At 66.1% G+C, this 14,289-nt stretch carries 12 protein-coding genes; 4 read left to right on the top strand and 8 right to left on the bottom strand.

All coding sequences use genetic code 11. The annotated features are described in order from the left end of the window. Window positions 1–7: 7 nt before the first annotated feature. From ABD059_RS08630 to ABD059_RS08600, 7 genes are all read right to left on the bottom strand, one after another. Window positions 8–460 carry a DUF2087 domain-containing protein gene (locus tag ABD059_RS08630; protein ID WP_343879042.1) on the bottom strand — a complete coding sequence of 151 codons (453 nt, stop codon included), beginning with the start codon at window positions 458–460 and terminating at the stop codon, window positions 8–10. Next, window positions 457–1,308 (bottom strand): inositol monophosphatase family protein, encoded by an 852-nt coding sequence (locus ABD059_RS08625; protein WP_343879040.1) that lies wholly within the window; start codon window positions 1,306–1,308, stop codon window positions 457–459. Before ABD059_RS08625 ends, ABD059_RS08630 begins: the two co-directional genes overlap by 4 nt. Then, window positions 1,305–3,485, bottom strand: a complete 2,181-nt coding sequence (ligA, locus tag ABD059_RS08620; RefSeq protein WP_343879038.1) for an NAD-dependent DNA ligase LigA — start codon at window positions 3,483–3,485, stop codon at window positions 1,305–1,307. The genes ABD059_RS08625 and ligA overlap by 4 nt, the downstream gene beginning before the upstream one ends. A 43-nt stretch (window positions 3,486–3,528) precedes the next feature. Then, window positions 3,529–4,416, bottom strand: a complete 888-nt coding sequence (locus ABD059_RS08615; protein ID WP_343879036.1) for a hypothetical protein — start codon at window positions 4,414–4,416, stop codon at window positions 3,529–3,531. Between the two features lie 66 nt (window positions 4,417–4,482). Continuing rightward, window positions 4,483–4,995 carry a hypothetical protein gene (locus ABD059_RS08610; RefSeq protein ID WP_343879034.1) on the bottom strand — a complete coding sequence of 171 codons (513 nt, stop codon included), beginning with the start codon at window positions 4,993–4,995 and terminating at the stop codon, window positions 4,483–4,485. Between the two features lie 74 nt (window positions 4,996–5,069). Continuing rightward, window positions 5,070–5,375, bottom strand: coding sequence for a pore-forming ESAT-6 family protein (locus tag ABD059_RS08605; protein WP_343879032.1), 306 nt, complete (start codon window positions 5,373–5,375; stop codon window positions 5,070–5,072). 59 nt (window positions 5,376–5,434) lie between these two features. After that, the gene (locus ABD059_RS08600) at window positions 5,435–5,767 is read right to left on the bottom strand and encodes a hypothetical protein (protein WP_343879030.1); all 333 of its coding nucleotides are present in this window, start codon (window positions 5,765–5,767) and stop codon (window positions 5,435–5,437) included. Window positions 5,768–5,985: 218 nt separating this feature from the next. Here ABD059_RS08600 and ABD059_RS08595 point away from each other — a divergent pair, with 218 nt between their 5' ends. From ABD059_RS08595 to eccCa, 4 genes are read left to right on the top strand one after another with little or no spacing between them, the layout of a single operon-like run. Then, the gene (locus ABD059_RS08595; protein WP_343879028.1) at window positions 5,986–6,276 is read left to right on the top strand and encodes a hypothetical protein; all 291 of its coding nucleotides are present in this window, start codon (window positions 5,986–5,988) and stop codon (window positions 6,274–6,276) included. 5 nt (window positions 6,277–6,281) lie between these two features. Then, window positions 6,282–7,610 carry a type VII secretion integral membrane protein EccD gene (eccD, locus tag ABD059_RS08590; protein WP_343879027.1) on the top strand — a complete coding sequence of 443 codons (1,329 nt, stop codon included), beginning with the start codon at window positions 6,282–6,284 and terminating at the stop codon, window positions 7,608–7,610. Window positions 7,611–7,653: 43 nt separating this feature from the next. After that, entirely contained in the window at window positions 7,654–8,658 is a 1,005-nt protein-coding gene (locus tag ABD059_RS08585) for a CpaE/TadZ family protein (protein ID WP_343879025.1), read from the top strand. Beyond that, the gene (eccCa, locus tag ABD059_RS08580) at window positions 8,655–12,704 is read left to right on the top strand and encodes a type VII secretion protein EccCa (protein ID WP_343879023.1); all 4,050 of its coding nucleotides are present in this window, start codon (window positions 8,655–8,657) and stop codon (window positions 12,702–12,704) included. The genes ABD059_RS08585 and eccCa overlap by 4 nt, the downstream gene beginning before the upstream one ends. On the opposite strand, the gene ABD059_RS08575 is transcribed toward eccCa, so the two are convergent. Beyond that, window positions 12,701–14,242, bottom strand: coding sequence for an AAA family ATPase (locus ABD059_RS08575; protein WP_343879021.1), 1,542 nt, complete (start codon window positions 14,240–14,242; stop codon window positions 12,701–12,703). The genes eccCa and ABD059_RS08575 overlap by 4 nt on opposite strands. Window positions 14,243–14,289 lie beyond the last annotated feature (47 nt).

Here is a 14,289-nt window from a genome sequence, read left to right as displayed (position 1 = left end):
GTCGCGCTCAGGCGCGTCGGTACCCGGTGCCGTCCGGACGCCGGTCCAGGTGGCCATAGTCCACCAGGGCACGACGGAGGGTGGGGATATCCCGGGTGACCGTGGAAAGCACCAGGTTCACTTCGTGTTCGGAGAGCTCTTGGTCCGCGGGAATGAGCCGTGCGGTCAGGTGCTCGAGAACCGCCCGCCTCTCGCCGGGATTGCGGGGCAGCCCGTCGAGGTGCCCGTTGGCGAAGAAGCGGTCTACTCCCTGGGGCTTATCCCCCGCGGCAGCGCTCAGGACCGCCTGGAATAGGTCGGCATTGACTGCACCGTCGACTCCCAGCAACCCGGCGGCCGCCAGTTTGTCCAGCTCCTTGGCCGTCGCACCCGCCGGCTGCCCCAGCACCGCTGCTGCATAGATTTCGCGCAACCGGGGTGCGGACAGGGTTGAAAAGACCTTTTGCCAGCTCGCTGTCATTCAGCGGCCCCCGTTGCGCCAGTGGCCAACCTCGCCGCGCGCTCCACAAAGGTGGGCGTCCCGGCAATGGTCACGGCACCAAGCCGCTCGGCCTCGTCCGGTCCCCCGGCGAGCGCCGAGCTGAGGTGAGGGCGGAGCACGGTGGCGCCCGCCTCCTCCGCAATCAGCGCACCGGCAGCCCAGTCGTGTTCGTTCAGGCCACGTTCGGCGTACCCGTCGAGGGTGCCGTCGGCGACCATGCACAGGTCAAGCGCCGCCGAGCCCAGCCGCCGGACGTCACCGAAGCCGTCCAGCAATCCGCTCAACTCTCCTAGCTGCTGGGTCCGGACAACGGCGTCGTAACTGAAACCGGTACCCAGCAAGGCACCCTTTCGCCCGACGTCGGGCCCGTCGAGGCGCGTTACCCTGCCGTGGTCCCGCAGCCAGGCACCTTGTCCCCGGGCCGCCCAGTACACCCGATCCAACGCCGGGGCGTGCACCACACCGGCAAGCCACAGGCCGTCGGCGTCCATCGCCGCCACTGAGGTGCAGTAGTAGACAATGTTGCGGATGAAGTTGGTGGTGCCGTCCAGGGGGTCGATCGACCACCGCACCCGCCCGGCGCCAGATGCCCGGTCAGGCACAGTGGTTCCCAGCTCCTCGCCGGTGATCACATCGTGGGGGCGGGAGCGGGAGATCACATCACGTACCGCCCGTTCGGCAGCCAGGTCGAACGACGTCACCCAGTCGCTGTCCGAACTCTTGTTCTGCGCCCCGAGGGATTCGATGCTGCGCCGCGCCAACACATCCGCTCCCGCGGAGGCAGCCTGCTTCGCCAGGTGCAGCAGTTCCAGCGCGGACCCGTTCACTCCGGGCCCTCCTCAAGTAACCGGGTGAAGCCGTCCTCATCCAGCACGGTCAGCCCGAGCGCTTCGGCCTTATCAAGTTTGGTGCCGGCGTTCTCCCCTGCCACGACGAAGTGGGTGTTCTTCGAGACCGATCCAGACGCCTTCCCACCCCGTTGGATGATCGCCTCTTTCGCTTCATCCCGGCTGTAGCGTTCCAGCGAGCCGGTGACGACGACCGTCACTCCCTCCAGGGTGCGCGGCATGGAGGTGTCGACGTCGTCCTCCATCCGCACCCCGGCGGCAGCCCACGCATCAACGATCTCCCGGTGCCAGTCCTCGGCAAACCATTCGGTGAGCGCTGCGGCGATGGTGGGGCCGACGCCGTCGACGTTCGCCAACTCCTCTTCCGAGGCGGCCCGGATCCGCTCCATTGAGCCGAACGCTGTGGCCAGCGCACGCGAGGCGGTGGGCCCGACATGCCGGACGGAGAGGGCGACCAGCACCCGCCACAGTGGCTGTTGCTTCGCCTTCTCCAGTTCGGTGAACAGCCGGCGCGTGTTGGCGCTGGGTTCGGACGGTTTCTTGGCGGTGCCCTTGGTGTAGAAGTAGGGCACCAGTTCCTTGCCCACCACCTCCCCCTTGACCCGCTTGTCCCGCAGAATCCGCACATCGGCGAGCGCCTCGGGGGTGAGGTCAAACAGTTGAGCCTCGGACGTCAGCGGCGGCTGTTCCGGTTCGGCGGGCTGGGTCAGGGCGATTGCTGCCTCCCAACCTAGTGCCTCAATGTCGAACCCGCCGCGTCCGGCCAAATGGAACACGCGTTCCCTCAGCTGCGAGGGGCAGGACCGGGCGTTGGGGCAGCGGATGTCGACGTCTCCCTCCTTCGCCGGGGCGAGCGGGGTGCCGCAGGATGGGCATTCGGTGGGCATGACGAACTCGCGTTCGGTGCCGTCACGGAGCGCGACGACGGGGCCCACGATTTCCGGGATCACGTCGCCGGCCTTGCGGAGCACCACCATGTCGCCGATCAGGACCCCCTTGGCCTTGACCACGTCCTGGTTGTGCAGGGTCGCCATTTCGACTGTGGAGCCGGCCACCTTGACGGGCTCCATCATTCCGAACGGGGTGACCCGGCCGGTGCGGCCCACGTTCACCCGGATATCGAGCAGTCGGGTATTGACCTCTTCCGGTGGGTACTTGAAGGCCACCGACCAGCGGGGCACGCGCGAGGTGTGGCCCAGCGCCCGCTGGAGGGCAAAGTCATCCACCTTGACCACAATTCCGTCGATCTCGTGGAACAGGTCGTGCCGGTGCGTGCCGTAATGCTCAATAAACTCCACCACGGCCGGGGCGTCGTCGAGCACCTTGAAATAGGGCGAGGTGGGAAGGCCCCACTCCTTCAGCAGCCCGTAGGTCTCGGACTGGGACTGGGCTGCGAGGCCCTCGCGCACCCCAATTCCGTGCACGTACATGTCCAGTGGTCGCTCGGCCGTCAGGGCCGGGTCCTTCTGGCGCAGGGAACCGGCCGCAGCGTTGCGGGGGTTGGCAAACGGCGCCTTTCCTGCGGCGACCATCCGCTCGTTGAGCTGGGCGAAGGCAGCGGACGGGAAGAACACCTCACCGCGGACCTCCATCTCGGCGGGGTGGCCCGTCCCGGCGAGGACCCTGGGGATGGACTTGATGGTCAGCACATTGTGGGTGATGTCCTCACCGGTGGCGCCGTCGCCGCGGGTCGCGGCGCGCACCAGTTCACCGTTCCGGTACAGCAGGTTGACGGCGAGCCCGTCGATCTTCAGCTCAGTCAGCCATGTGATGGTGCTGCCCGGGCTGACCGATTCAACGCTGGCGGCAGCACGGCTCACCCAGACGTCCAGCTCAGCCAGGGAAAAGACGTCCTCCAGGCTATACATCCGCTGCAGGTGATTGACGGCGGCGAACGCTGAAGAGGCGTCTCCGCCGACTTCCTGGGTGGGCGAGTCGTTGGCGATCAGCTCTGGATGCAGTGCCTCGATCTTCTCCAACCGACGGAACAGCTCATCGAACTCCGCGTCGGAAATCGTCGGCGCGTTCTCGTTGTAGTAGGCGAACCGGTGCTGGCGCACCTCCTCCGCCAGGGAATTGTATTCCTCCCGCAGGGAATCGACCGGTGTCTGGTCCGCGGGAAGCTCTATGCCTGATTTGTCAGTTGTTCTGGCCACAGTCCTATCTTGCCTCAGTACCCCGCCGGATGCGCGTTGGCGGCTAGGAGCCGACCCGGAGGTCTTTGAGGATGTTCTGGACCAGTTTGATGTCGGTCACCTCGGACTTGGGGACCACCGTCCAATACACCCCGGCGTCGGCCTTGTTCAGCCTCAGTGATTCAGCTGTGTCGGCGTTGTGGCCAGTGTAGAAGAGCCGGAATAGCTGTGTGTCGCCGTCGTAGGCAGTCGCGGTGATCCTGAACGGCTGACCGTTCCACCGGCAGGTGGCGTTCAGTTCATAGAATTCGTCCAGTTCTGCCAAGGGAACCTCCCGGCTCCAGCAACCGCGATCGGTCCGGGTGAATCCTTCCTGGTCTGCCGGGGGCTCGCTGGTTGCTGCGAGGATCACGGCCTTCTGGTCCTTCGCCAGGTCGGCGCTGTACCTGATGCCCCGCCAGACAGCCACCCACCCCATCAGGTGGGAAGGATGGCTTTGCACCGGGGTCTTGATTCCCGTTTCCGTGGCCAGCGCCCAGCCGTTGGCCACGTCGCGGTAGACCGCCAGGAACCGGCCCTTGCCATCGGGAGTGATCCGAAACAGTTCGGCCCCCGCGGGTATCCTCACTTCGTCGAGAAAGTAGTGAGGCACATACCCACCGTCAAACAGCGCGAAGCCGTTGCCAGTCACCGGAGGCCGGTCAATAAACTCGGGAACGACCGGCGCGTGACAATAGATCCCGAGTGGCTCATTGAAGCGGAGAACATCGAAGTGTTCGGCGTTGGGATCCCACGGTGACCCGGCGAACCCCACCCCGTGTGCCTGGAACAGCCGCCCGAGGGGAAGGCCGACGGCGTCGGCCGCGTTGAGCACGAATCCTGAGACGGTGTCCTTGTTGCCTTCCACCAACTGCGCAACGTGTGCGGGGCTGAGGGCCTTCTGAAAGATCACTGCAAATCCTTATTGTTGAGGAGAATCCGGTCTACGACCCATGTCTATCACGGGCCCGTCCTCTGGCTAGCCACTAGGACTGGGCAGGGCCAAATCAGTCATTTCCGTGCTGAAGTTGGACATCTCGGACCAGGGTAGGAACCCGGTAACGCCGGCCCGGCCAGATTCGGATAGTTCAAGCTGGGCAGCGGCCCCGGTCTCCATTAACTGGATCATCTCCGGGGAGAACCCGCCCCTGACGGCCACCGTCCCATTGTCGATGTACTGTTCGATGCCAAACTGTTGGCCCCTCCAGGTCCCGGAGGCATGGATCCGGACGTACCGCTCCACTTCACTGCTCGGGACCCTTCGGCGAAACGTCCTTCTGCCGGACGCTTCGTGGAAAGACCCCGGAAGTGGGATCCACTCCGCGGACAAGCTGCCCTCGACCCGATGACGGATCCACAAATCGCTGCCGATCGAGTAGCCCTCATAGAAGTGCTTGTTCCACCGGATGTAGTGGCCCGACACAAGGGTCCCATCCGGGCACACGGTATAGCTCTCGAGGACCTCCGTGCCCGACCTGTTGATCTCCCACATCTCGGCACATTCGCGGTGCGCCCGACAACATTTCACCGCACTGGGGGAAATGCCGTGGGACACGAAGCCGCGCCCTATCCGATGTTCTGGACGGCACCCCGAGCACGCGATCCAGCGCCAGTGGCGGTCTCGTCGTTGAGGTTCAGCGTCTGCTTCACCAGGGCGATGATGTTGCGGGTTTCGTTGGCAGCGTTCTTGAAGCGCGTTTCAACTGCCTGATAGTCCTCGGAGACACCATCGGCCTGAAAATCGGACATCGCGGAGCTTACTGCCTTCTCGCGCTCCCCGATCAGGGATTCGAGCCGGCCCACAATGGACTGGATTTCAGCCTGGACGGAACTCGAAACATCGGTGTCGTAACTAAGACGGTCCTGAGACATGACAAACCTTTCTGCGCCGGGAACACCGGCAAAAACTGTTGGGAGGGCGGAGAGGATTCTTAGCGTGAACCGAAACGTGCCGAATCGAAGGCAGCGGATCCCTGCTGTTGGGAAGCGTTGTCGGCTGACTCCTGGTCCCCGGTGTGGAAAGCAACATCCATTTCACCCTGGCCCTGCAGGATGACTGACAGGGAACTGTTCAGTTCGTTGGCTACCTCATCGGTGCGGTGCTTGAACTCATCGAAGCGCACCCTGCCCTGGCCGTTGAATTTGCCCTCCAACGGAGCAACGGCATCAATAAGGTTGCGCACCAGCTGCCCAAGGTCCTCGTTGGAGTGACCGGTCTGCTGCGTCAACGTCGAAAGCGTCTGTGAACCCATGTCAAATTTCATGCTGCTCCCCCTAGCGCACCAAAGCGCCTAAAGATTAGTCTGCGGATAATTCCGAAACCCTGCTGTACCAATAGAAGCCTTGCCCACCCGGACCGTCAAGGCCAGACCATGGGCAGAAGTCCCCATCGTTGCGCCTGACCAGGCCCCTGGTCCCCGACCGGATCAGAAAGGTGTAAGGATATGAACGGTAATTGGTCCTGAAGGGGTGTAGGTCCGCGGTGGCGAAAGAGTATGACAACCAGCTGATTGAGTCAGTGACAGTGCGCCGGAACCGGCTCACCACAGCACTGCTCTACGGAGTGAACCCCGAGGAACGCCGCTGGCTCGATAGCGTCAAGCTGTTCCTGTTCAGCGTGGCCATGACGGCGCTGATCGCCGCAATCTGTGTGGGTTACTCCTTTGTCAGCAACCTGCTGGCAGACCAACGTCAACAGCGGGAAGAACAAAACCGGTCGGCTACATCAATCGGTGAAGCCTTGTATCCACACCAATCCCGAACAGGAGTCTGACACCGATGTCCCACGCCTTTACCCGTGTGACGCTGGTGGGCGCGCAACGGCACATCGACCTGCTGCTCCCCTCCCACCAACCGGTCGGCGCGCTCATGCCGCAGGTGCTGGAGTTACTCGAGGACGCCCCGCAGCGCGATGTGGCAGTCAAACAACTGGTCACTCCCGACGGCACCGCACTCGACGCAGCAGCCTCCCTCAGCCAGTCGGCTGTTACTGACGGCACGGCTCTCCTGCTGTGCAGCGAATCCGATGTGCCACCGGCCGCCGTCGTCTATGACGTTACCGATCTGGTGGTGGACCAAACCGAGGAGGTCACCGGGCGGTGGACCATCCGGTTCCGGGACATCACAGCCGGAGCGTTCGCGGCCCTGGGCCTCTGGGCTGGTGTAGCGATTCTGCTGGGCAGCTTCGCCCCGGGAAGCGCCTGGTGGATCCTGATCAGCGGCGGCCTGCTACTGACCGGGTTGGGTGCCGCCCTCGGCCGACCACCCCGCAAATCCGCCCTGGGACCGGCACTGCTGGTGGCGGGATGGGTACTGGGCCTGGCCGGAATCCTCGAATATGGCAGCGGACTCGCGATCACCGGCCTGCTGGTGGCTGCGCTCTCTATCGCCAACCTACTCGGCCTCGGCGCCGTCTCCGCGCGCCCGCGGGCACTGTTCGCCGGCGCCGCGACCCTCGGTGCCGCCACGGGAATCTGGGGTGCAGCAGCCCTCGTGGGGGACGATCCCGCCCCCGCCGCGGCGCTGGCAGGCATCGCCAGTGTCCTCCTCCTGGGGTTGCTCCCCGCACTTGCCCTCTCCGCCTCCGGGCTGTCAACACTCGATGACCAGCGGGCCAAGGGCGGCACCCTTCGTCGCACCGCAGCCCTCTCAGCGGTCAATGCGGCGCACCGCAGCCTGAGCCTCGCCACGGTGTTTACCGCCGCCTCCATCGCGCTGGCGCTGGCCTGGCTGGGGACCGATACCCAGACGCAGGTGTGGACGTTGCCTCTGTTGCTTGCCCTGACCCTGGCCACCTTTCTGCGCGCGCGGTCCTTCCCCCTGGCCCTGGAACGGATTGCCCTTTATCTGGCGTCGCTGGTCGGCCTGGCCGCCCTGGCCGTCGGATCGCTCCGGTTCCTTCCAGAATCCCCCTGGCTGGTCGGGCTCGCAGCCCTCGCAGTGGCAGCCGTCGCCCTGATTGTCCTCACCTTCACACCCGCAGATCACACCGCCGCACGATTCCGGCAACTCGCAAACCGGGCGGAAAGTCTCGCGATCCTCGCGACGATTCCCCTCGCGGCGGGCCTGTTCGGCATCTTCGCCCAACTGTTGGAGAGCTTCTCATGACCCGGCCCACCCTGCCTCCGTCGCATCTGGAAGGACCGACCGCATGACCGTCAGCCCCACCCGGCAGCCCAGCCGCCGATCGGCTCCTGTCCCCGCGGCGTCCGGTGCAGGAGGTTCGGAAACTTCCACGGGTTTTGAGTCGTCCCCGCAACGGCTGCGCAGGGTGCTGCGGACCCGCCCCGCGGAGACCCGTGTGCAACTCACCCTGAGCCGCATCGGGCAGCTGTTTCGCGCCGATGAGTACCCCCGGATCCTGGCCGAGGCTGCGTCCGGGGCGCAAAGCCCCGTAACCACCGGCCGGCGGATCGCCGTCGTCGGCTCCCGTGGCGGCGCCGGCAAGACTACGGTTGCCGCGCTCCTGGCTCGCACCTATGCGTCACTGCGCGCGGATACCGTGACCGCGGTAGACAACAGTGTCGGCGCTGGCACCCTGGGGCTCCGGCTCGGGTTCACCGGTGCCCCCTCCCTCGCCGACCTCGCGCACAGCCTCAACGGCCAGACACCGTCCAGTCTTGCCGACCTGGCGGCGCGGCTCGGGGCCGCCGAGAGTAACCTCCTGGTGGCCGGCGGTGCCGCGACTGCCAGCCCTCCCGGCGCCGGTGCCGACGACGACGCCGCCCGGGCCGCCCGGGCCGTCTCGCGTTTCTGCCCGATCACCATCCTTGACTGCGGGACCGGCATGGAGTTGCCCTCCACCAGCTGGGCCATCCAACAATCCCACGCCGCCATTTTTGTGACCCCGGCGACTGTTGCCGGGCTTGAGGACGCCCGGCGGTATGCCGAGCAGTGGAACGGTGCCGGCTCGGATGCCGCGATCCCACTGCTGACTCTCGTGCTGCAGACCGATGCCCGGAACCCGGTGGACGCCGTCGAGGAGGCCGAGCGGCTCAGCCACCACGGGACAGTCGCCGTCGCGCTGCCGTACGACCGGCATCTCGCCGGAGGGGTTGAGCTGGATCTGGGCCTGCTCTCGCGGGCCTCACTCCTGACGTCCACCACCGTTGCCTCACGCATCCTGCTGGCCGCAACCGGCAAGGCAAAGCCTTGAGCCTGAAGATTGTGCACCGTCCCGCCCGGGTGACACCACCGGCCCGGGGCGCCGAGGTGTACACCCTCGACGCTCCGCCCCCCGTCGAAACGGGGAGCGGCGGGATGAACATGATGTCCCTGATCCCGCTGCTCGGCGCGGGTGTCTCGATGACAGTGATGATGCTGTTCCGAGGATCTTCGCTCGCCGCCGTCGGCGCGCTGATGATGATCGTCACCGTGGTGGCCTCTGTGGTGATGATGGTGAGTCAGCGCGGTAAACAGGGACGGCAGCGCAGGGATCAGCGCGAGAACTACTTAGAATACCTTGAGCGGTCCCGGAAACAACTGCGGTCCGACGAACAGGACGCGGTCCGCGCTGCCCGGGTGAGCAGCCCTCCCCCTGAGGCCCTGTTCGACATTATCCGTAACCCGCAACGCCTGTGGGAGCGCCGGCGCCACAACGGGGATTTCCTGACCGTTCGGGTGGGAACCGGTCCCCGGCAGAACCGCGAGATCGCCGTTCAGAACCCCGGTTCCGCGTTGCAGCGTAACGACACCTTCATGACCGCCGAACTGGAAATCCTCCGACGCCGGTACGAAACCAGCCCCGAGCTTCCCCTGACCGTGCCCCTGGACTGCGCCGGAAACGTCAGCGTGGTGGGGTCCCGGGAATTTGTGCACCAGGTGAGCCGGCTCCTGCTGCTGGAAGCGGCAGCCTTCCACTCCCCTGAGGATTTACACCTCGCCCTCGCCTCCCCTCCTCTTCGACGCGACGACTGGGAATGGGCCACCTGGCTGCCCCACCTTGCAGACCAGCGGAAGACCCACCGCACCGGACCGGTGCGACGCATTGCCCGCACTGTTGACGAGCTCTCCGACCTGCTCAGCGAGGACCTGCACGGCCGGTCCAGCCTGGCCGCTGAATCCCGCAAGAATTTCCTCAGGGGCGGTGTCGGGACCGCCCTGCCCCGACTGTTGGTTATCGCCGACTCCTACGGAGAGCTACCGACCGAACTCCACATTCCGGATCAGCATGCGGCCGCCGGCCAGCTGGGTATTACCACCCTGTTCCTGGTAGCGGACCGGCTGCAGGAACCCGGCGAGGTGACCATCCGGATCAGCGAGGACGCCGCCGTCGCCGGAGGTTTCGTCCTGGAGAACTATCGCGGCGATGCCGGGGCGCCCACCATTGAACGCGGGGTCCTCGACGAGCTGCCCGTTGCCACCGCCGAAGCGCTCGCCCGGGCGCTGGCACCCCTGCGGCTATCAGCGGATTCGCTGGAACACGACAGCTCCGAAAGCTCAGTCGGGTTCCTTGACATGCTGGGGCTGTCCCCCAACCTCGACGAGGCTGACATCGTGCGCCTCTGGAAGCCCCGCAGCGAGGTGGATTTCCTGAGGGTTCCCCTCGGGCCGGACGACCGGGGACGGCCTGCCCTGCTCGATCTGAAGGAGTCCGCCCAATTCGGGCACGGCCCGCACGGGTTGTGTGTGGGCGCCACCGGCTCGGGCAAGAGCGAGATGCTACGCAGCCTGGTGGTGGGGCTTCTAGCCACCCACTCGCCGGAGGTGCTCGCGATGGTGCTGGTCGATTACAAGGGCGGCGCCACGTTCGCCCCGTTCGCCAACGCGCCGCAGGTTACCGGTGTGATCACCAACCTCTCCGACGACGTCAGCCTGATCGAACGGGTTTACGCCAGCCTCGCTGGCGAGATCCAACGCCGCCAGGAAGTCCTCAAGGCTGCCGGGAGCCTGGCCAACATCACCGACTACCAGCTCCACCGCAAGGAGCGGCAGGCGCGGGGCGAGGACCTGCCGCCGCTTCCCCACCTGGTGCTCATCATCGATGAGTTCGGTGAGCTTCTCACGGCGCGGCCCGACTTCATCGAGCTGTTCCTGTCCATCGGGCGGATCGGGCGGTCGATCGGCGTGCACCTGCTGCTTTCCAGCCAGCGGATTGAGGGCGGCAAGCTCCGCGGCCTGGACACCTACCTTTCCTACCGGATTGGACTGCGGACCCTCTCGGAGGCCGAAAGCCGCACCGTCCTGGAAACCGCCGACGCCTTCCACCTGCCCCCGGTGCCCGGGTTCGGCTACCTGAAGGTGGACACCACCACGTACACCCGGTTCAAGGCCGGATATGTATCGGGGCCGCTCGACGCTCTTGAGGAAGACGAGGCCGACGACGACGCTGCCGACGATACCCAGGTGCTGGCAGTCCCCCGTTACGCAGCCAGTCTCCAGGCTGACGAGACCGAGTCGTCGCCTGTCCAGGCCGCCCAGTCCACCGCCGGGTCCAAGCGGACCACCGGGCCCACCGTGCTCTCCACCCTGATGGAGACCCTGGCGAAGTTTCCGCGCGCCGTAGACCCGATCTGGTTGCCGCCGCTCCCGCGCGGCATCGCCCTGGACACGGCGGCCGGCGGGGTGAGCACCACCAGCCAGGGCATCCGGCTGACCAATTCCCGGCCGACCGGCGGCTCGGCCGCTACGGGGAACATGAGATTCCCGGTGGGGTTGCTCGACGATCCAGCCAAACAGTGGCAGGGCGTCTGGATGCTTGATCTGGGCATTAACGGTGGGAACCTCGCGATCGTGGGCGGGCCGCAGACCGGCAAGAGCACCGCGCTGCGGACCATTGCGGCCAGCCTGGCTCTGACCCACAGTCCCGCCGAGGTCGGTATCTACGCCGTCGACCTGCTGGGGAGCGGGTTGCTGCCGCTTGAGGGCCTACCGCATGTGGGCGGCGTCGCGATCCGCACCAACCGTGAGGTGGTGCGCCGGACAATCGATGAGATCCACGCCATGCTCACCCAGCGTGAGCAACTCTTCGAGAAGTACCAGGTGGATTCGCTGCCGACGCTGCGCCGGTTGTGCGCGCAGGGAAAGATCCCCGAACTCACCAGCGCCGACATTGTCCTGCTGCTCGACGGATACGGGCAGCTCAGCGACGAGTTTGAGGACGTGGAGAAGGCGCTCCACTCGCTGATCGCCCGGGGCGGCGGGTACGGCATCCACACGGTCGTGACATCGTCGCGGATGAACGAGATCCGGATCTCCCAGCAGAGCTTCTTTGGAAACCGGGTGGAGCTGCGGCTGGCGGATCCGGGCGAATCGGCCCACGGCCGCAAGATTGCCGAGGCCCTCAGCGCGGAACGCCCCGGCCGGGCCCTGATGGACCGGAAACTGCAGGGCCACTTTGCCCTCCCCCGCATCGACAGTGTCGCCGATGAGGACACGGCGATCCAGGGGATGCGGGACCTCGTGGCCGCCGTCGCAGCGTCGACCGATGAGCGGGCCATGCAGGTCCGGGTCCTGCCCTCGGTGGTGGATGCGTCAACCGTCAGCACGCCGGTGGACCCGGCAATCATCCCGCTGGGGCTGCGCGAAACCGATCTGGGCGCCGAGCTGCTCGACCTGCACCGCCGCGAACGGCACCTGCTGATCCTCGGCGACGACGCTGCCGGAAAAACCAACGTGATGCGTTCGGTGATCCGACGGACGGTGGAGCAGCACTCCCCCGACGACGTCGTACTGGCCGTCTTCGATCCACGGCGGACTCTTGCCGACCAGGTGCCCGATTCGTACCTCGGTGGCTATGCGACCAGCGCGGCGCTGGCCGAACAGCTCGCTGCGGCCGTCGCGACGGAGCTGGACAAGCGGGTGAACGCGACACCTGCTGAGGCCGCAGCCTTCCCCCGGGTGGTCCTGGTGATCGACGACTACGACATCCTGACCGCCGGCGGCTCCTCGCCGCTGAGCCGCCTGGCGCCGTACCTGCCGCTGGCCCCGGAAATCGGCCTGCACGCGGTCCTCTCGCGCCGGGTCCGTGGTGCCAGTCGCGGCATGTACGAAAGCTTCTTCACCGCGCTGCGGGACTCCGGCAGCGCCGCGCTGATCATGTCCGGCGACCGGGCGGAGGGCGCCCTGATCAACGGGGTGCGCGCACGCCCGATGCCACCCGGCCGCGCGCAACTGGTGCAACCCGGGCGGCCAGTGCAGACCCTCCAGCTGTTCTGGAACGAACCCAGCACTGAACCCGTGGCGGTCGAGGCGCGAGGCTAGCGGTCACTGTCACTGCCGCTGTCGGCGGGATCCGGCAGCGGCCCGTCGAACGCCATGGCCGCCGCCGACCCGTAGGCGGGGGTGTAACTACCGGAATAGTGCGAGCCTAGCGGGACATACCCGAAGGACCCCTGTGCCTCCCCCGATACAGGCTCGGCGCCGGGCGAATCCTCTCCGCTCCCCAGCAGGCTTCGCGTCAGGGCGGCACCGTCCGACATCAGCTCCTTCACTGCCCGAAGTAGATGTCCATCACCGACGGGATCGCCCTCCGACGCAGCAGTAAGCACCGCCCTCCGCACCAGCTCCTTGGTGAAGGACGCCGTGGTTCCTCCGGTACCTTCGGCAGCAGACTTTAGGGCTTCGACGCCGAAGGTGTTCCCGGGCGCGTAGAGCCTGAGCAAGGCTGCTCGTTCGCGTTCATCCGGGAGGGGGATTTCGACGGCGAGGTCGACACGGCCGGGCCGCTGAGCGAGTGCACGTTCGAGCATATCCACCCGGTTGGTGGTCAGCACGAACGTCACGTCGGCGTCGTCGTCGAGCCCGTCCATGGCGTCGAGAACTTCAAACAGGAGGGGCTGGGGACCGTGACCGAAGCTTCGGTCCTCGGCGATCAGGTCGCAGTCCTCAAGGACGACGATCGAGGGTTGCAGCGCCCGTGCCATCCGTGCCGCCTCACTCACGTGAGCGAGCGTGCCACCCGAGAGGAGGATGGCGGTGGTGCCGTCACTGGCGCCCAGCAGATACCTGACAGTGTGCGTTTTGCCGGTGCCGGGTGGACCGTAGAGCAGGATGCCTCGTTTGAGATGTTGGCCCGCCGCAATCAGCGCTTCCTTGTGCGCAGCAATGCCGAGGGCGTGTTCGCTGACCCGGGCGAGGAGGCCCGCCGGAAGGATGACGTCGTCCTGGGTCAGGTGTGGTCGCCGGTGGAAGGTGACCCCAGCGCTGCTTGGCCCGAAGTCCTGCGTGGTGAAGGACAGGACCTGCCCCTTGAGAATGCTCTCGTTCTGCAGCCGGCGTCTGAATTCGGCGAGGAACCCCCTGGTCGTTGCGGCGTCAGTGCACAAGACCTCCAGGGCTGCCTCGGGGCGGCCGTACTGCGGTTCGGCTTTGCGCTGCAACAGCGCGACGGCGATGCCCCGGTAGTGGAAGAGATGGAGACCCAGCGCAATAGTCTGTCGTTGTTTGTCCGGGCCGATCGGGAGGTTCGTGTAGTCGGGCTGGGCCAGCGGAAAGTTCGGGTACATCGCGGAGTGCTGCAGCATGTCGCTCAACGTCATGTGATGCCGCTGATCTCCGCCGCCAATGCCCACGAGACGCCCGTCAGGACCCGTCAGGGAGGCGAGCACTATGTCGGCGTCAACGAAACGGTGAGCTGAGACCTCCTCCACGACAACGGGAAGGGCCGACGGTTCGACGCCGAGATGCGCCGTCAGCGTGTCGACGAGTTCCCGACCGCGAGGTGAGCTCGGCTGCGCTTCCTGCACCAGCCGGACCAGTTTGCCGAAATCTTGCATGAACTGTGTTGTGTTTTCCCCCATGAGTGGAGGCTAACAGTTGCGTCAAGGGCTACCCGCTGGTGCCCCGC

Origin of the sequence: Arthrobacter flavus, assembly GCF_039526005.1 — a bacterium.
Classification (GTDB): Bacteria; Actinomycetota; Actinomycetes; order Actinomycetales; family Micrococcaceae; genus Arthrobacter_D; species Arthrobacter_D flavus.
This window is presented reverse-complemented; position numbering and strand designations above follow the sequence as displayed.